Raw genomic sequence first — 17,635 nt, 5'->3', positions numbered from 1 at the left:
TATTGCTTGCGCTTCATCGCCAACCTCCCGTTCCTATTGGGAAAATTGCCTCCGAAACACTAACACTCATTTGTGTCCAGGATTTCTAGAGCAGATCAGCGTTGCTGGCAGACCAAGACCTGACGCACCTCGAACTGGTGCTGCGTCGTTCATTGTCGTGCGATCTCGGCGGCCCGCTGCTGCCGCCTTCGTACTGGCGCGAGCGGCTCGCATCGATCACGCGTCGGTCACATCTCTCTCATACGCAGATCCAGACCGTGCATCGGCTGTTTCTGCACATCGACGCGTTCGAGGCCGCCGGCCGCGCCCGCGAAGAAGAACTCAGGCGCGAGCGTGAACTCGCCGCGGGCAGCGGAAAAACCGCAAGCGCCTGAGCGTCTTCAGGCCGACTGACGCGCGCGCTGTTGCGCGTGCGCGGCGAGCCGCACCGCCGCGTTGGCCGCGCCGTAGCCGTCGTAGCCGCCGCGCCGCTCGATCACTTCGAGGAAGAAGCGCTGATCGAGCTGCTCCGTGTACGCATGGAAGAACTCGCCGCCGCGCTCGTCGCGGTCGTAGAGGATATTGTGCTCGCGCATCTGATCGATCTGCTCGTCGGGCAGGCCGAAACGCGCGACAAGGTCGTCGTAGTAGTTGCGCGGGATTCGCAGGAATTTGACGCCATCGGCTTCGAGGCGCGGAATCGCGTCGAAGATATCGGGCGTGCTGAACGCGACGTGATTCAGACCCGAGCCCCGATACGTCGACAGCGACTCCGACACCGCCGTATAGCGATCCATCGACGCATTCAGCGCGATTCGCACCGAACCATCGCGGCTTCGCACCGCGCGGCTGCGCACGAGCCCGTACGGATCGGGCACGAGCACGGCGGGCTCGGTCTCGAAACCGAACGCGCTGCGAAAGAAAAGCACCCAGGTATCGAGCGCATCGGCGGGAAGCGACAGGCACACGTGATCGATGCGCGACAGCGGGCCGACTTCGTACGGCCCGTCGATGTCCGTCAGGATGAAATCCGATTCCCACAACGTCGGGCCGCCTTTCGCTTCGTCGACGAAATAGTCGAGGCTGCCGTCCGGCGACTGCACGCCCGGCACCACGCGCTCGTTCGGACCGACGCGCCCCGAGAACGGCTGCGAGCCATACGCGGCGGCGCGCTCGAACGCCTGCTTCGCGTCATCGACGTGAAACGCCGACGCGCACAGCGACAAGCCGTGCTTCTGGAAGAACGCGCTCGCGAAGGAATCGGCCTCGGCGTTCAGCACGATCGAACCCGCGCCATGCCGATACAGCGCGACATCCTTCGAGCGATGCTTGCCCGCGAGCCTGAAGCCGAGCCGTCCGAGCCATTGCGACAGATGCTCGCGCGTCGAATCGTCGACGGCGAATTCGAGGAACTGAAAGCCGATGTGCTCGGGCGGCGCGGGCGGATTGAACAGCTCCGGCGGCACGGCCTTGCCTTCGGAAACCAGCAGCTCGCGCGTCTGCTCTTCCAGAAAGCGCAGCGAGCGATAGCCGTCCGCCGCCGTGATCGCGGTCGGCGCGGCGCGAAAGCCGTCGTTGAAGATTTCGAGCGACAGCGGCCCCTTGTAGCCCGCTTCCAGCACGCGCGCGGTGAAGCGTGCGACATCGAACGCGCCTTGCCCCGGAAAGCACCGATAGTGACGGCTCCATTCGAGCACGTCCATCGCGAGAATGGGCGCATCGGCGATTTGCACGAACGCGATGCGCTCGCCCGGAATCGACGCGATCTCGTCGACGGAATCGCGGATCGACAGCGTGTGGAACGTATCGAGCGCGAGGCCGAGACTCGGATGATTCACGGCATCGACGAGTTTCCACGCGTGCTTGTACGAGTTGACGTAGCGGCCCCACGCGAGCGCTTCGTACGCGACGATCACCCCCGCTTCTTCCGCGATTTTGGCGAGCACGCCGAGCTGGTCGACGATGAGCGCGTCGTCGCGAATCGTATCCGGCGACACGTTGCTGCAGACGAGAATGCGGTCTGTGCCGAGCTCGTGCATCAGCTCGAACTTGCGCTTCGCGCGCTCGACGTTGCGCGCGAGACGCTCGGCGCTCACGCCGTCGAAATCGCGGAACGGCTGAAACAGATAGATCTCGAGGCCGAGATCCGCACACATGCGGCGCACGTCGGCGGGCGTGCCGTCGAAATACAGCAGGTCGTTCTCGAAGATCTCGACGCCGTCAAACCCGGCGGCCTTGATAGCGTGCAGCTTCTCGGGAAGCGTGCCGCTGATGGAAACCGTCGCGATGGAAGTGCGGATCGAACGCAGCATCGCTGCCTCCTCGTTGCAATTCAGTGAATGCGGGATGGATCGAGCGGTGCCTTCCAGTGTAGGACGTCCGCATGGCGAACGCGCGCAATCCATGTCATTCTGCGAGATAATAACAAACTAACTAGACCGTACAAATCAGTGGAAACACGAACCGACAAGCCTCGCGCGGGCGTTCACACTGCGACGTATTCATCTCGCACTGCAGCATGCAGTGCTCATCCATGCCGGAGCGCTCGCATGACCAACAAGACTTCGTATCTCATCGGCCTGATCGGATCGGGCATCGGCGGCTCGCTCACCCCCGCCATGCACGAAAAGGAAGGCAGCAACCTCGGACTCAATTACGTCTACCGGCGCATCGACCTGCAAGCGCTGGAACTGGAGCCGTCCGCCCTGCCCGATCTGCTCGATGCCGCCGAGCGCATGGGTTACGACGGCCTGAACATCACGTATCCGTGCAAGCAAAGCGTGATCCCGTTGCTCGATGACCTCGATCCCGACGCGCGCGCGCTCGGCGCGGTCAACACCGTCGTGCTGAAGGACGGCAAGCGCATCGGCTACAACACGGACTGGTCGGGCTTCGCGCGCGCGTTTCAGCGCGGTCTGCCGGACGCGCCGCTCGAACGCGTCGTGCAACTGGGCGCGGGCGGCGCGGGCGCGGCCGTCGCGCACGCGGCGCTCACGATGGGCGCGCGCGAACTCACGCTCTTCGATTCCGACGACGCCCGCGCGGCTTCGCTCGCCGCCGAGCTCGCGGCGCGCTTTCCGGATCGCGTCGTGAAAAGCGGCGGCGACTTGCGCGACACGCTCGCCGGCGCGAGCGGCCTCATCCACGCGACGCCGACCGGCATGGCGAAACTGCCCGGCCTGCCGTTGCCGGCCGAGTATCTGCACAAGGAACTGTGGGTGGCGGAGATCGTGTACTTCCCGCTCGAAACCGAGCTGCTGAAAGTGGCGAAGGCGCTCGGCTGCCGCACGGTGAGCGGCGGCGGGATGGCGGTGTGTCAGGCGGTCGATGCGTTGCGCATCTTCACCGGGCTGGAGCCGGATGCCGAGCGCATGTTCGCGCACTTCCAGAGCCTGCTGGAACGCTGATGCATCGGCAGCAATGAAAAAACGGCGACCTCGCGATAGCGTCGCCGTTTTGCTTTGCGCGCGGGGAAATCAGCCGTCGCGCCGCATGAACCGCAGCACCGCATCGACGATCATCTCGCGATGACGCGCACGCGAGCGCGCGCCCGACGGATCGCGCCCGAACGCCGCGCCCCAGGTATGACGGTTCGCCACGCGATGAAAGCAGAACGAGCTGATCATCAGATGCAGGTCGATCGGATCGACGTCTTCGCGAAACTTGCCGGCAGCGACGCCACGCGCGATGAGATCTTCGATCGTCTTCACGACCGTCGAATTGCGCGCCTTGAAGGTCTTCGATTGTTCGATGTACTTCGCGCCGTGGATGTTTTCGATTGTCACGAGCCGCACGAAATCGCGATGCTTGTCGTGATAGTCGAACGTGAAGCCGACGAATTCGCGCAGCGCTTCCTCCGGCTCCATTTCCGCGAGCTGCAATTCCTGTTCGAGCGCGCGGATATCGCCATAGACCTGCTCCAATACCGCTTCGTACAGCCCTTCCTTGCTGCCGAAGTAGTAATACAGCATGCGCTTCGTGGTGTTGGTGCGCTCCGCGATGGCATCGACGCGCGCGCCCGCGAGTCCCATCGCCGAGAACTCCTGCGTGGCGATGTCGAGAATGTTCCGCTTGGTCTCCTCAGGATCGTACTTGCGCCGCCCCTGCTCCGTGGTCGACGAGGGCGCGGCGCTAGCGGCCTTGCTTCCTTTTTTCATTTTTCTGTCTGAGAACGGCGTTGAAAATCGATTCTAGCACGCGATATTGACGCATCCTCGCCATAACAGACGTTGCGCACGGAGGGCTTCACCTATAATTTTTTGACCCCACGAACAAAGCGAAAAATCACATGCCGACGAAGCGCTCGACCCTACTCGTTCCCGCCGTTCTGACCACATGGTGCCTGTGTGCGATGGCGCAGACCGCGATGCCGCCGGGCCATCCGTCATCGAAGGAACTGGCGGCTGCGGAAGGCGTGATGACGAGCGCGAACATCGCTCGGGGCGCGGCGGATGTCTGTCATATCGACGCCGCCAAGGTCGCGCGCTTCAAGAACGTCGTGCGGACAAGCTATCCCGACGCACCCGATTTCGATGGCGAATGGAAGCTCGGCCTTGCGCAGGCGCAACCGACCGTCGATCGCTTCGACAAGCTGAAGACGAGCAATCCCGCCGAGTACAAGAAGCAGATCGGCGAAGCGTGTCCGGCGCTCAGCCGCGGCATCGACGAAGTCACACAGTCGCAGTGATCACTCGCTCGCGCCGTCGTAATGCGCGCGCTTTTCCGCGTACATCGCGGCATCGGCGCGTTGCAGCATCGGTTCGAGACGCTCGCCTTCGTGCGCGGTGGCCGCGCCCGTCGCGAAGGAAAGCGGATTGCCCGAATAGAACTGATTGTTCACTTCGAGCAACTGGCGAATGCTCTCGATGACCGTCTCGCCGCCGCGTTCGTCGGTGCCCGGCAAGAGCACCATGAACTCGTCGCCGCCGATGCGCGCCGCCTGGAACGGCTTCTCCACCGCCTTGGCGAGCACTTCGCCGGCGCGCCGCAGAAGCGCATCGCCGGCGGCGTGGCCGAGTTGATCGTTGACGGCCTTAAGGCCATTCACGTCGATGGCGATCGCCGTCACCGGGAACGGGCCTTTGCGTTCGAGACGATTGATCTCATCGATATAGAACGAGCGATTCTTGAGCTTCGTGAGCACGTCGTGCTTGCCGAGAAACTCCAGATACGCCTCGGCCTTCTTGCGCGCGGTGATATCCGTCAGCGCGACGAGCACGAGATCCCAGCGCGCCTCGTGCCCCGGAAACACCGAGAACTGCAGATGCACGTGCACCTCGTGGCCTTCGAGCGAATAGTTCAGCACTTCGCGCTGCTGGAAGAGCTTGCCGTCCCACAAATCGATGAGCTGTTCCTGAAAGTACTGTTGCATGTCGTCGCGGAACACATCGGACAGGCGCGCGAGCAGCGTCGCCTTGTCGGGCGCGGCGAACATCCGCAGCGTGTGCTGATTGACGTCGAGAACGTGAATCTCCTGCATGCAGCGCTCGACGAACTCCGGGTGCACGTTCGTGAAAGTGCGAAAGTCGACGATGCCGCGCTCGCGCACATCGTCCAGCAACGACTTGACGGAACTGAAATCCTCGACCCACAGCGACACCGGCGAATGCTCGAAGAGCCCGCGTGCATAGAGCTCGCTTGCGGCGGCGCTGCGGCGCATCGCTTCGAGTTCGGTGATGTCCTCGATCGTGACGAGCACGCGGCTCCATGTGTCCTCGTGTCCCGGCAGCACGACCGCCTTGAGCAGCACGTCGAGACGCTTGCCGTCGAGCGTGTAGTTGACCGTCTGACTGACGAAGCGCGATTGACCCGCCCAGAGTTGCTCGAGTTCGTCGACGTGCGTGGTGAGCATGTCGTCGCGGAACACGCGATCGAGGTTCTGCACGAGATGATCGACATCCTTCGCGTGAAAGAGCGACAGCGTGCGCCGGTTGACCTTCACGACCCGAATGCGCGACGAGCACTCCGCGATACGCCCGGGATTCTCCGCGAGAAACGACCGCAGATCGGCGACGCCCGCCGCGCGCCAGCGTTCGAACTGCTCGCGCACGGCGCTGAAATCTTCGAGCCAGAGCGAAACGGGCGCGAGCTCGAACATGTCGGCGTCGTCCGCCGGCATGCTCGCCGGCACGAATTGACCGGCAGCGCGGCGCGGGTCGTTTGGCATGGTCGTCCTTTCGGCTCGCGCCGGCTGAATTCATCTCATTATTGTAACGCGCGTCATATTTCGAGGGCTCGATCGCCCGCTTCCGGCCGTCTTCGCGCATTCCGTCCAGCGGCATTCGCGCTCATGCGGGATATCGGGGGCGGATGCTACACTCGACTGGCTTCGTCCTTGCCGCCTCGGGCACGTTTGCTGCACCGGCTCACGCGAGGCTCGCGGCGCCACGCAGTCCGATGCGCCGTGCCGCATCCATCCACATCGCTATAAGAAGGAGGCTCGACTCTCATGGCTGATTTCCGCATCTGGTCCGACGAATTTCCGGCGAACGGCTTCATGACGCGCGCGCAGGAATTCGACCAGCAGGCCTTCGGCGGCTCGGGCGAGAACGTATCGCCGGCGCTGCAATGGGAAGATCCGCCCGCCGAAACGCGCAGTCTCGCGCTCACCGTCTACGATCCCGACGCGCCGACCGGCAGCGGCTTCTGGCACTGGATCGTCGTCAACATTCCGCCCGACGTGCGCTCGCTGCCGCGCAACGCCGGCAAGGCCGACGGCAGCCTGCTGCCGCCAGGCGCGCTGCAGTTGCGCAACGACTACGGCACGGTCGGCTTCGGCGGCGCGGCGCCGCCGCGTGGCGACAAGCCGCATCGCTACATCTTTCGCATCCACGCGCTCTCGGCGGAAAGCCTGCCGCTCGATGGCAACGTGACCAATGCCGTCGCGCGCTTCATGACGCATCTCAACGAGATCGATTCGGCAACTTACACCGGCCTCTACGAACTGAAGTAAGCACGCGGGCGAAGACGCGGCCCCGCGTGGCGGCGTCTTCGTCCTGGCCATTCGAAAAAACGGCGCGACACACGATGCGCCGCCCGCCACTTCCCGCCCATCGATGGACTCCGATAAAGGTCTGCCGCTGCCCCAGCGATACTGGGCCATTGCCGTCGTCGCGCTCGGCATCACGCTCGCGGTGCTCGACGGCGCCATCGCCAACGTCGCGCTGCCGACCATCGCGCGCAATCTGAACGCGTCTCCCGCCGACTCCGTCTGGATCGTCAATGCGTATCAGCTCACGATCACCATATCGCTGCTGCCGCTCGCCTCGCTCGGCGACCGCATCGGCTACCGGCGCGTGTACATGACGGGGCTCGCGCTCTTCACGCTGTCGTCGCTCGCGTGCGCGCTGTCGGGGTCGCTCGCTGCGCTCACCATCGCGCGCGTCGTCCAGGGCTTCGGCGCGGCAGGCATCATGAGCGTGAACACGGCGCTCGTGCGCATCATCTATCCGCAGGATCAGCTCGGTCGCGGCGTGTCGATCAACGCGACGGTCGTGGCGATCTCGTCGGTGATCGGGCCGACCGTCGCGTCCGGCGTGCTTTCGGTCGCGACGTGGCCGTGGCTCTTCGCGATCAACGTGCCGATCGGCGTCGCGGCGTTCGCCATCGGCTGGAACGCGATGCCGCGCACGCCGGGGCATCGGCAGCCGTACGACTACATCAGCGCGATCATGAACGCGCTCTTTTTCGGCCTCGCGATCGTTGCCGTCGACGGCATCGGGCACGGCGAGCATCGGCCGTATCTCGTCGCCGAATTCATCGCGACGGCGGTCATCGGCTATTTCTTCGTCAAGCGGCAACTGACGCAAAGCGCGCCGCTTCTGCCCGTCGATCTGCTGCGCATTCCGGTGTTCGCGCTGTCGGTCGGCGCGTCGGTGTGTTCGTTCTGCGCGCAGATGCTCGCGTTCGTTTCGCTGCCGTTCCTTTTGCAGAACAATTTCGGCATGGGCCAGGTCGAGACCGGGTTTCTGATGACGCCGTGGCCGCTCGTGATCGTGTTCGTCGCGCCGCTCGCGGGCGTGCTCGCGGACCGGTATTCGGCCGGCCTGCTCGGCGGCATCGGTCTCGCGATACTGACCGTCGGACTCGTGCTGCTCGCGAGCGTCGGCGCGCATCCGACGGCCCTCGACGTCGCATGGCGCATGGCCGTGTGCGGGCTCGGCTTCGGGCTGTTCCAGTCGCCGAACAATCGTCAGATGCTCGCCTCCGCGCCGCGTCATCGCAGCGGCGGCGCGAGCGGCATGCTCGGCACCGCGCGCCTCACCGGTCAGACGCTCGGTGCCGCGCTCGTCGCGCTGATCTTCGGCGTCGCGCCCAAGCAAGGCCCGGTGATCGCGCTCGGCGTCGCAGCCGTGTTCGCGGCTGCCGCAGCGGTCGTCAGCGTGCTGCGTCTGACGGGCAAACGCAGCGTCGAGCCCGCCTGATCCGCCCTTCCCGCTCAAGGCCGCCCGGCCGTTCCGCTGGGCACAGCCTTTGCTGAACTTCGACCATGGATTCCGCACGCGCGGAAGAGTCGAAATCAGCAATAAGGAGTGTGTTCATGGCCAATTCCCTCAACGGTTGCAAGGTCGCGATTCTCGCCGTCGACGGCTTCGAGCAGGCCGAACTCGTGGAACCGCAACGCGCGCTCAAGGAAGCGGGCGCGCAGGTGGACGTCATATCGCAGAAAGCCGGTCAGATTCAGGGCTTCAAGCATGTCGACAAGGGCGACAAGGTCGATGTCGACGTGACCTTCGACGCCGCCAATCCCGCCGACTACGACGCTATCGTCCTGCCGGGCGGCGTCGTCAACGGCGACGCGATCCGTCTCGACGCGAAAGCGCAAGCCTTCGTCAAGGACGCCGACCGCGCGAAGAAGCCGATCGCAGTGATCTGCCACGGCGGCTGGCTGCCGATCTCGGCTGGCATCGTCGCGGGCCGCACGATGACGAGCTGGCCGAGCCTGCAGGACGACGTGCGCAACGCGGGCGGAACGTGGGTCGATCAGGAAGTGCAGATCGACGGCAATCTCATCACGAGCCGCAAGCCCGACGATATTCCGGCGTTCAACAAGGCGCTGATCGACGCGCTCGGCAAGGCGCGCGCCTGAGCGCATGTTTATCGGAGGCTCGCCGATGCCGAAATACTTTCCATCCGTGACGCGCGTGATCGTGCTGTCGCTCGCCGCTGCTTTCGCGCCGCTCGCGCAGGCACAGACGCCAAGCGAGAAGCTCTCGCCCATCGATCAGCAATTCCTGCAGGACGCGGGTCAGGCGGGCGCGACCGAACTCACGGCGAGCAAGCTCGCGCTCACGCATGCGAGCGACCGGCAGGTGCGGGAGTTCGCACAGCGAATGATCGTCGATCACACGAAGCTCGCGCGCAATCTCGACGTGCTCGCGAAGCGTCACGGCATCACCGCGCCGCCCGCCGCCGATACCGCCGTGATCGGCAGCCTGCAAAATCTCCAGGGTGCCGAGTTCGACAAGGCCTATATTGAAAAGGTGGCCGTGGGCGGGCATCAAAAGGCCGTCGAACTGTTCAGAAAAGAGAGCGAAACCGGCAACGACACCGCGCTGAAAGCCGCGGCGACCAAGGCCTTGCCGATCATCAGCCATCACTACGAGATGGCGCAGCAGCTCGCAAAAGCGAAGGCGGCGTCATGAGGATCGCGCACGTCGCCGGTCGCGCCGCCTTGCGTTCCGTTTCCCGTCCCGCTTATGAGGACTCGACCATGCACATCACGTTTGCCGACGAACCGCCTGTCTACGACGGCGACGATCTCGCGATTCACTTCGCCGCGCTCATCGACGGCGAGCCGGTCGTCTGCTCGATCACCGCCGAAGCCCTCGAAGATCACTTCGGCGCGAAATCGCCGCGCGAGGACGATCTGCTCGCCGCGTTCGAACAAGGCGCGTCGCGCATCCGCGCGGTGTGCGCCGAAGTGCTCGACGACAACGGCGGCCAGCCCGCCGTGCTGAGGAGCGGATTGTTCCGCGTCGCCGGCCTGGAGCCGGAGTGAGCGGCCTTGCCGTCTGAACGACGCATTCCCAAAACCCAAGCCAACAAGGAGGGAACATGTCCCTGATCATTGCGGGCCGATTTCAGACTTTTCGCGCGGCCGAAACGGCAGCGCAGAAGCTCTTTGCGCGCGGCTTCCTGGAAGAAGACGTGACGCTTTTCTTCGTCAATCCGAGCGGCCAGCACGCACGCCATCCGATCGGCGGCGATGTCGGCACCGATGCGGGTGCGAGCGGCGCGCCCAAGGGCGCCGGCAAGGGCGTGACGATCGGCGCGGTGGTCGGCGCGGTCATCGGCGCCGCGATCTTCGCCGTCTTCAAGGCGCCGCTGCTGGTTTCGGTGATCGCGGCGGGCGTCGGCGCGTACGTCGGATCGCTCGTCGGCGCGATGTCGCATACGAAGAAGAAGCCGCACGGCGCGGCGCAAGCGGAAGAGCCCGCGCGTCATGCGGGCGTGCTGGTGGCCGTGCACGTATCGCCGGAAACGCACGATCAGGCCGCGGCGGTGCTGCGTGAAGCAGGCGGAATGGACATCGAACGCGCGTCGGGCCGCTGGCAACAAGGCCGCTGGAGCGACTTCGATCCGCTGAAGCCGCCTCAACCGGCTGGCGAGTTCGCGCAATCGCGCGTGTGATCGTAGTTTCGCGCCGTATCGATGAAACGCCCGCTTCGTGCGGGCGTTTTCGTCTGTCCTAGACCCAGGGCGCGTTCGGCCGATTCGGCTGCACGTTGGCGCGAATGGCGCAGTCGGCCGGCAGCACGCGCCCCTTCTGCGCATGTGCGACGGGCGGCTCGCAGATGCGTCCGTATTCCGCGCGCGAAACGTGTGTCGAGCGCGCGTGCGCGTCGATGCTTTCTTGTCGGATATGCAAGGTCAGCGCCGATGCGGCGACAGCCGCCAGCACCAGAAACTCGCGATGCGCGAGCCGGTTGAAAAATTTCACTGCGTTCTCCTGTTGCCTTGTCGTGCGCACGTCCCGAACCGGTCGCGCGCTGTAGTGCGGTGACGGCAGCAAGGCGTATGCCGCGCGGCCCGCGATCGGGCACGCCGCGTGCGTCATGAATCCGCGAGCCGCATCCCGCAGGGGTTGCGCAGTGGCAATGTCCTAACGAAAAGGAGGTCTTATATGAGCACGAATGTCGTATCGGTACTCAACGATCTGGTCGAAACCTCGAAGGACGGCGAAAAGGGTTTTCTGAAGGCCGCCGAGGATACGCGTGATCCAAGCCTCAAGCTGCTGTTTCAGAATCGCGCGCAAAAGTGCGCAGAGGGCGCGCGCGAATTGCAGGACATCGTTGCACGCCTGGGCGGCAAGCCCGAAACCGGCGGATCGGTGTCGGGCGCGCTGCATCGCGGCTGGGTCGACGTGAAGTCGGCCGTAACCGGCCATAGCGATCACGCGATCCTCGCCGAATGCGAGCGCGGCGAGGATGCAGCGAAGAAGAATTATCGCGAGGCGCTCGACAAGGACCTGCCCGCCGATGTCCGCGCCGTGGTGGAGCGCCAGTATCAGGGCGTGCTGGAGAATCACGACCGCATCCGCGATCTGCGCGATCAATACGCAGCCGCGAAGTCCTGATGCTGACGCGGTGAAGCACGCGGCCCGGCTTTCCGGGCCGCTTCGAAAGCAAACGGCCGCACGAAGCGGCCGTTTGTTCGTCAAGCGACAGTACGACGCGGGTTACTGCGGCTGACCCTTGTCATTGGTGCCGAGCGCCGAAGCCGCCGCCGCTGCGGATGCGCCGTGCAGCTTGTGCGCCTTGTTCTGCTGATGCAGATTGGTGCCCTTCTGCTTCTTCGCCACCGGCGCCGAGGCTGCCGCATCGGAGGCTGCCTGGGCGAATGCCGTCGTCGAGAATGCCAGCGCGAGCGCGCCGATCAATGCCATCTTTTTCGTCTTCATGAAGAGCTCCTTTTTGCCGGGGCCTCTGAACGCCGGGCTACTGCGCATTCGTGAGCCGCCTGTTTGAGTGTCGACCTGAACGGCCGTCTCGTTTTTGAGTTTCGAAGTGCTGCGAGGTGCTGCGCACTGGTGAAGCGTCTTGCGAGAACTTGCGACTGAAGCACCGGACGACGAAAACGTGAACCGATGCCTCCAAGCGAGAACCCGCGCTTCGTCCGAGTCATCGCCTTTTGCGGCGAATCGTCGAACCCGCGCGGGTTCCGGTACTGCTGGCACTCAACCGCGGCCCGCCGAGGCGAAGCCGGGCATACGAACTATGCCATTACTTGGCGGCAATTTTAAGATGGTTCTTCACGGAAGCAACACCCGAGACGTTCGAGACGACTTCTTCGGCGGCGGTCTTGTCTTCCGCCGACGGCACCGTGCCCGTCAGCGACACGACGCCCGCGTGAGTCTTGACGTGGATATGCGTGGACTTGACGTTCTTCGCGCCGAGCAGTTCGGCCTTCACTTTGGTGGTGATCGCGCTGTCGTCGACCTTCTGGCCCATCGACGTGCCGGAACCGCTCGTCGACGACGCTGCGTTGGTCTGTGCGCCGACGTTGAGCGCGAACACCACGCACGCGATACCGCCGGCTGCCTTCAGGATTTGAGTCGTCTTCATGTCGATACTCCCTTTTTTCGATTTTGGTCTGACGCCGCGTTCACGCATTCCGTGCTAGACGCGGCTCTTCGATGACGTCCGCGCCGTAGCACGCGGATCGTGAACTTCGATCCGCAACTTGCGTGCCAGATCCGGCGGCCGCGCGAGCCGACCGAAGCCGAAGCGTCCTGAACGCCCCGCGCGGCAAGGCCTGAGTGCGTAGGCGAACAAATCTTCGACGTTCATCGGAAGGCTTGCCCGCACGCAACGCGACGCGCCTGAAACCCGCAGCGGTTTTGTCTGAGCGCGTGTAAAAACTGCGTGAAAGCGGCCTCGGAAAGGCTTCAAAAGAAGGGTGCCGGTGACGAAAAACGTAGTCCCTGCACGACCTTAACGTTCGATGGCATGGCTGTTGCTTTATTAGTCGCAAACCTGCCCATCACGTCTGGAACAATCGAGGATTAGCAAGCAATGCCGCCTACACTCGAACTACGCGCGAAGCAAACGCTCGCACTCACGCCGCGCCTTCAACAGTCGGTTCGCCTTCTGCAACTCTCGTCGCTCGAGTTCCAGCAGGAACTGCGAAACGCACTGGATACCAACCCCTTTCTCGAATACGACGAGTCCCAGACCGAGGACAACGCGCTCGGCGCCGACAACGGCAGCTCGATGTCCGACTCGACCCTGTCGACCACATCCGACAACGCCACCGAGACGCCGCTCGCGCCCGAAGCGAGCATGGAAGCCGAATCGAACGTGGATTCCGGCTCGCGCGACGATTCCGTCAGCGAATTCTCGTCCGATCCGTTCGGCCGCGGCGCGTCGCGCAACAACGGTGACGGCGAAGGCTCCGATCCCGCCGACTGGGTTCGCATCGAACCTTCGTTGCACGAAACGCTCCACGACGCGCTGCGCCTTTATCAATTGAACGAACGCGATCGCGCCATCGCGCAGCTCATCATCGAAGCGCTCGATGACGACGGCTATCTGCGGCAGGACTTGAGCGACCTCGCGAATGTCGTGGAGATCGAACCCGCGCTTCACGAGGACGAACTCAACATCGCGCTGAAGCTCGTGCAGTCGCTCGACAAGCCGGGCGTCGGCGCGCGCAATCTCTCGGAATGCCTGACGCTCCAACTCCAGGCGCTCGACGAGGACACGCCGGGCCGCGCCGTTGCGATGGAAATCGTCGCGCATCATCTGGAGCGCCTCGCGCGCCGCGAGCAGGCGGAACTGCAGAAGAAGATCGGCTGCAGCGCGGATGAACTGCGCATCGCGTGCGCGCTCGTACGCCGCCTCGATCCGAAACCGGGCGAGAACTACGGGTCGAGCGAGGACAACTACGTCGTGCCCGACGTCATCGTGCGTCAGGTGAAAAAGCAGTGGGTCGTGACGATCAATCCGGCGGTGTTGCCGCGTGCGCGCATCCATCGGATGTACGCCGAACTGTTCGCGCAGTCGGCCGGCGCGAGCCGTTCGCCGCTCGCGCAGCAGTTGCAGGAAGCGCGCTGGCTGATTCGCAACGCGCAGCAGCGCTTCACGACGATTCAGCGCGTGGCCGAATGCATCGTGTCGCATCAGAAGGCGTTCTTCGATTACGGCGAAATTGCGCTGAAGCCGCTCGTGCTGCGCGATGTCGCCGATGAACTCGGCCTGCACGAATCGACCATCTCGCGCGCGACGGGCAACAAGTACATGGCGACGCCACGCGGCATCTTCGAGTTCAAGCACTTCTTCCCGCGCGAGCTGTCGACGGAAAGCGGCGGCACGTGTTCGGCCGCGGCCGTGCGCGCGCTGCTCAAGGAAATGATTTCGAAGGAGAACACGCGCGATCCGCTCTCCGACGTGAGTCTCGCGAAGATGCTCGCCGATCAGGGCGTGATCGTCGCGCGCCGGACGGTAGCGAAGTATCGCCATCTGATGAAGGTGCCGCCTGCGGAATTGCGTCGTCAGGCGTAAGGCGTTTCACGCATCACAGCGGGTAACTGCTGAAGAGGCCGTCCCTTCGCGGACGGCCTCTTTCATTGATGCTCAACGCCAGCCCGATGCGCGATGCGTGCGCTTCCTCGCCGCCGTCGCCGCTAGCTCCGCGCCTAGCAGAAACACCGCCGCCGAGTAGTACAGCCACATGAGGATGATCGCGAGCGAACCGGCCGCGCCGAACATGTTCGCCGTGCCCGCGTGCGCGAGATAGAACGCGAAGAGGCGCTTGCCGGCTTCGAAAAGCATCGCGGCGGCGGCGGCGCCGAGCGCGGCATCGCGCCAGAGCATGCGCGTCGTCGGCAGGAATTTGAGCAGCACGGTGAAGGCGATCATCAGCACGCCGAGCGATATCGCGCGTCGCGTCAGCCCCGAGAGCACGACGAACGGACTGCCATCGCCCAGCACCCAATGTCCGAGCAACTCGACGAGCGCGTCGAGCACGAGCAGCACCGCGACCAGCAAACCCGAACCGACCACGAGCCCGAACGACATCAGCCGCACGCGCAGCAGCGTGACGATGCTTTCGCGCGTGCTCACGGCGGGCGTCGGCCAGATGACGTTGAGCGCGCTGTGCAGCGACGAGAATGTCGCCGATGCGCCGATCAGCACGCCCGCGAGCGACAGGATCGCCGTGCTGCGCGCGATGTCCGCGTGCCACGCGTTCGCGACGATCGCTTCCAGCGCGTGCGCCGCATCGACGCCGACGACGCCGCTGATTTCGTCGAAGAGCCTGCCTTGCACGGCATCGGCGCCGAAGAAGACGCTCGCCACCGCGATCACGATGACGAGTGTCGGCGCAAGCGAGAACGCGGCGAAGAACGCGATCGCCGCCGAGAACATCAGGCAGTGGTCCTGCGACCATTGCATGACGGGATCGACGATCCACGAAAGCCAGCCGAAGCGCGACGTGCGGCCCGATGCGACGGGCGCGGATTGTGTGGCGGAGACGTCCTGATCCATCGTGAGCGTGACTGGGAGCAATCCGACGATGTTAGCCCCGCGATGCGAAGCGCGTGTAAAAAGCGGCGCGCTCCGTCCGGAGCGCGCCGCTTGCAGTGTGCCTCAGCCGATGCGTGTCAGGATCGGTCGGCTGCGGGGTCGGCGTCCTCGTCGGGGAGATCGCGCGTTTCGTCCTCGATTTCGTCGGGCAGGATGTCGGCATCGGCTTCCAGATTGTTGTCGCCATCCGCCGATGCCGCCTCGCCCGTGCCGAAGCGGTCCGTATCGCTGTTCAGCTCCGCCTCGGACTGCCCGAGCGCGTGGGCGTCGAGCTCGTCCTCGATGTCGCCGGGATAGCGCTTTTCGCCCTGCACGTCGGAGCCGCTATCCGACGAGTCGCTCGGGCCGAGCGCGCCGGTGCCGTGTCCCTTGCCGTATTCCGCGCCGTCGTCTTCGGGCGGGTTCAATGTGCTTCCGCTCATCATGACCTCCTTCGTTCGTGTCCACGATGAATCCGCAAGTCCCGTTCCGCGCGTAAAAAACCCGCGCTTCTTTCGAAGCGCGGGTTCTCTCTATCGGCGAATCGGAGCGTTCAGGCCTTGGCGGCCGGCCGCTTGGCTTCGGACGCGCCCTGCTTCACGGTCTTGACGGTTTTCTCCGTGACGGAAGTCGCCGTCGCGACGCTGCGCAAGTCCGACAGGAACGAATCGCGCCAGACCGAAAGATTATTCTCGCGCAGCGGCGCCATCATGTCGGCGTGACGCGCCTGGCGTTCGGCGAGCGGCATCGACAATGCGCGCTCCAGCGCTTCGGACATCTGCGACAGATCGAACGGATTGACGACGAGCGCGCCCGGCAACTGGTCCGCCGCGCCCGCGAACTGCGACAGGACGAGCGCCCCCGGATCGGCCGGATCCTGCGACGCGACATATTCCTTCGCGACGAGATTCATGCCGTCGCGCAGCGGCGTCACGTAGCCGACTTGCGAGAGCCGGAACAGCGCCATCAGCAGATTGCGCTCGTATTTGCGGTTGAGATACTGGATCGGCGTCCAGTCGAGCTGCGCGAAACGTCCGTTGATGCGCCCCGCCTCGCCTTCCAGATTCTGTCGAATGCGCTGATAGGTCTGCACGTCCGAGCGCGTCGGCGGCGCGATCTGCACGAGCGACACGCGCCCATGCCAGCCGGGCGCATTCAGCAGCAGGCGCTCGAACGCCTGAAAGCGCTCGACGAGACCCTTCGAGTAGTCGAGACGATCGACGCTCATGATGAGCTTGCGGCCGCGCATGCTGTCACGCAGGCTTTTCACCGGCTTGCGGTTCGAGAACTGCTCGGCGGCCTTGGCGATGGCGTCCGGATAAATGCCGATTGGATACGCGCCCACCTTGAGCATGCGGCCGAAGGCCTGAAGCATGCCGTCGTCGTCGTTGTAGTGGCCGCGGCTCGTGCGTTCCACGTAATCGATGAACGACTGCTTGTCGGCATCCGTCTGAAAGCCGACGACGTCGTACTGGCACATCGCCGCGATCAGTTCCTCATGCGGCGGAACCGTACGCATCATCTCCGGCACCGGAAACGGAATATGTAGGAAGAAGCCGATCGGATTCGCGACGCCGAGCTTGCGCAGCTCCTGCGCGAACGGGAGCATGTGATAGTCGTGCACCCAAATGATGTCGTCGGGCTTGAGCAGCGTCTTCAGCTTGGCCGCAAGACTCGCGTTCACGCGCATGTAGCCCGCGTACTCCTCTCGATCGAAGCGCGAGAGGTCGTTGCGATAGTGAAATGTCGGCCACAGGGTGGCGTTCGAGAAACCTCGGTAATACTGGTCGTAATCGCGGCGCGTCAGGCCGACGGTCGCGTAGGTCACTTTTCCGCTGTTCTCCAGAACAGGCGCGCCCGATTCGCCGACGATCTCGCCGCTCCATCCGAACCACACGCCCCCAGTCTCCTTGAGCGCGTCCAGAACGCCGATCGCAAGGCCGCCCGCGCTGGGCTTGCCTTCCTGGATCGGTGCGACGCGATTCGATACCACGATCAATCTGCTCATTACAGCATCACCTCTCAGTTGTCGTTGCATGCTCGAATTGGCGATCAAGGGTATGCAAAAGCTGTGCCTTTTTGTTGGTTTTTGTAAACGAAAGTTTGTATGGAGATGTTACGGACGAACGAAAACACGCGGCGAAGGCGCG

The 17,635-nt window shown here is 64.2% G+C and carries 20 protein-coding genes; 11 read left to right on the top strand and 9 right to left on the bottom strand.

Annotated features, from left to right (window positions below; translation table 11 throughout):
- Positions 1 to 101: 101 nt before the first annotated feature.
- Entirely contained in the window at positions 102 to 374 is a 273-nt protein-coding gene (locus tag QCE58_RS05400; RefSeq protein ID WP_309779276.1) for a hypothetical protein, read from the top strand.
- 6 nt (positions 375 to 380) lie between these two features.
- Here the strand turns inward: QCE58_RS05400 and QCE58_RS05395 are convergent, their stop codons facing one another.
- Positions 381 to 2,279, bottom strand: coding sequence for a bifunctional sugar phosphate isomerase/epimerase/4-hydroxyphenylpyruvate dioxygenase family protein (locus QCE58_RS05395; RefSeq protein ID WP_033536690.1), 1,899 nt, complete (start codon positions 2,277 to 2,279; stop codon positions 381 to 383).
- A gap of 249 nt (positions 2,280 to 2,528) precedes the next feature.
- Here QCE58_RS05395 and QCE58_RS05390 point away from each other — a divergent pair, with 249 nt between their 5' ends.
- The gene (locus QCE58_RS05390) at positions 2,529 to 3,386 is read left to right on the top strand and encodes a shikimate dehydrogenase (protein ID WP_034471290.1); all 858 of its coding nucleotides are present in this window, start codon (positions 2,529 to 2,531) and stop codon (positions 3,384 to 3,386) included.
- Positions 3,387 to 3,455: 69 nt separating this feature from the next.
- Here QCE58_RS05390 and QCE58_RS05385 read toward each other — a convergent pair whose 3' ends face one another.
- Positions 3,456 to 4,136: a TetR family transcriptional regulator gene (locus tag QCE58_RS05385; RefSeq protein WP_008350756.1), complete on the bottom strand. Its 681-nt coding sequence runs from the start codon at positions 4,134 to 4,136 to the stop codon at positions 3,456 to 3,458.
- Between the two features lie 131 nt (positions 4,137 to 4,267).
- Between QCE58_RS05385 and QCE58_RS05380 the strand changes: the two genes are divergently transcribed.
- Entirely contained in the window at positions 4,268 to 4,666 is a 399-nt protein-coding gene (locus QCE58_RS05380; RefSeq protein ID WP_239295192.1) for a hypothetical protein, read from the top strand.
- Here QCE58_RS05380 and QCE58_RS05375 read toward each other — a convergent pair whose 3' ends face one another.
- Positions 4,667 to 6,145, bottom strand: a complete 1,479-nt coding sequence (locus QCE58_RS05375) for a diguanylate cyclase domain-containing protein (RefSeq protein WP_008350760.1) — start codon at positions 6,143 to 6,145, stop codon at positions 4,667 to 4,669. It abuts the gene before it with no gap.
- Positions 6,146 to 6,427: 282 nt separating this feature from the next.
- Here QCE58_RS05375 and QCE58_RS05370 point away from each other — a divergent pair, with 282 nt between their 5' ends.
- From QCE58_RS05370 to QCE58_RS05345, 6 genes are all read left to right on the top strand, one after another.
- Entirely contained in the window at positions 6,428 to 6,931 is a 504-nt protein-coding gene (locus tag QCE58_RS05370; protein WP_008350762.1) for a YbhB/YbcL family Raf kinase inhibitor-like protein, read from the top strand.
- Between the two features lie 103 nt (positions 6,932 to 7,034).
- Positions 7,035 to 8,402: an MFS transporter gene (locus tag QCE58_RS05365; protein ID WP_034471296.1), complete on the top strand. Its 1,368-nt coding sequence runs from the start codon at positions 7,035 to 7,037 to the stop codon at positions 8,400 to 8,402.
- 116 nt (positions 8,403 to 8,518) lie between these two features.
- Positions 8,519 to 9,067 carry a type 1 glutamine amidotransferase domain-containing protein gene (locus tag QCE58_RS05360; protein WP_244807824.1) on the top strand — a complete coding sequence of 183 codons (549 nt, stop codon included), beginning with the start codon at positions 8,519 to 8,521 and terminating at the stop codon, positions 9,065 to 9,067.
- 25 nt (positions 9,068 to 9,092) lie between these two features.
- Positions 9,093 to 9,623, top strand: coding sequence for a DUF4142 domain-containing protein (locus tag QCE58_RS05355; protein ID WP_250521001.1), 531 nt, complete (start codon positions 9,093 to 9,095; stop codon positions 9,621 to 9,623).
- On the top strand, positions 9,620 to 9,979 hold the full coding sequence (locus QCE58_RS05350; protein WP_008350770.1) for a DUF1488 domain-containing protein: 360 nt from the start codon (positions 9,620 to 9,622) through the stop codon (positions 9,977 to 9,979). The genes QCE58_RS05355 and QCE58_RS05350 overlap by 4 nt, the downstream gene beginning before the upstream one ends.
- Positions 9,980 to 10,035: 56 nt before the next feature.
- Positions 10,036 to 10,611 (top strand): glycine zipper domain-containing protein, encoded by a 576-nt coding sequence (locus QCE58_RS05345; protein ID WP_034471300.1) that lies wholly within the window; start codon positions 10,036 to 10,038, stop codon positions 10,609 to 10,611.
- A gap of 58 nt (positions 10,612 to 10,669) precedes the next feature.
- On the opposite strand, the gene QCE58_RS05340 is transcribed toward QCE58_RS05345, so the two are convergent.
- A complete protein-coding gene (locus tag QCE58_RS05340) occupies positions 10,670 to 10,921 on the bottom strand; it encodes a hypothetical protein (RefSeq protein ID WP_250434238.1) in 252 nt (83 codons plus the stop codon).
- A 183-nt stretch (positions 10,922 to 11,104) separates the two neighbouring features.
- Here QCE58_RS05340 and QCE58_RS05335 point away from each other — a divergent pair, with 183 nt between their 5' ends.
- Positions 11,105 to 11,557, top strand: coding sequence for a PA2169 family four-helix-bundle protein (locus tag QCE58_RS05335; RefSeq protein ID WP_008350776.1), 453 nt, complete (start codon positions 11,105 to 11,107; stop codon positions 11,555 to 11,557).
- A 102-nt stretch (positions 11,558 to 11,659) separates the two neighbouring features.
- Here QCE58_RS05335 and QCE58_RS05330 read toward each other — a convergent pair whose 3' ends face one another.
- On the bottom strand, positions 11,660 to 11,881 hold the full coding sequence (locus QCE58_RS05330) for a hypothetical protein (protein ID WP_008350777.1): 222 nt from the start codon (positions 11,879 to 11,881) through the stop codon (positions 11,660 to 11,662).
- Between the two features lie 322 nt (positions 11,882 to 12,203).
- A complete protein-coding gene (locus tag QCE58_RS05325; protein ID WP_008350779.1) occupies positions 12,204 to 12,545 on the bottom strand; it encodes a BON domain-containing protein in 342 nt (113 codons plus the stop codon).
- 450 nt (positions 12,546 to 12,995) lie between these two features.
- Between QCE58_RS05325 and QCE58_RS05320 the strand changes: the two genes are divergently transcribed.
- Entirely contained in the window at positions 12,996 to 14,483 is a 1,488-nt protein-coding gene (locus QCE58_RS05320) for an RNA polymerase factor sigma-54 (protein ID WP_008350781.1), read from the top strand.
- Positions 14,484 to 14,555: 72 nt separating this feature from the next.
- On the opposite strand, the gene QCE58_RS05315 is transcribed toward QCE58_RS05320, so the two are convergent.
- The 3 genes from QCE58_RS05315 to otsA form a co-directional block, all read right to left on the bottom strand.
- Entirely contained in the window at positions 14,556 to 15,467 is a 912-nt protein-coding gene (locus QCE58_RS05315) for a YihY/virulence factor BrkB family protein (RefSeq protein ID WP_034471304.1), read from the bottom strand.
- A gap of 116 nt (positions 15,468 to 15,583) precedes the next feature.
- Complete coding sequence (locus tag QCE58_RS05310; RefSeq protein ID WP_008350784.1) at positions 15,584 to 15,931, bottom strand: hypothetical protein; 348 nt, start codon at positions 15,929 to 15,931, stop codon at positions 15,584 to 15,586.
- Positions 15,932 to 16,038: 107 nt separating this feature from the next.
- Positions 16,039 to 17,493, bottom strand: coding sequence for an alpha,alpha-trehalose-phosphate synthase (UDP-forming) (otsA, locus tag QCE58_RS05305; protein ID WP_008350786.1), 1,455 nt, complete (start codon positions 17,491 to 17,493; stop codon positions 16,039 to 16,041).
- Positions 17,494 to 17,635 lie beyond the last annotated feature (142 nt).

This window comes from Caballeronia sp. LZ028 (assembly GCF_031451415.1).
GTDB lineage: Bacteria > Pseudomonadota > Gammaproteobacteria > Burkholderiales > Burkholderiaceae > Caballeronia > Caballeronia zhejiangensis.
The sequence above is the reverse complement of the archived record's forward strand: the minus strand, read 5'-3'. Positions and strand labels throughout refer to the sequence as shown.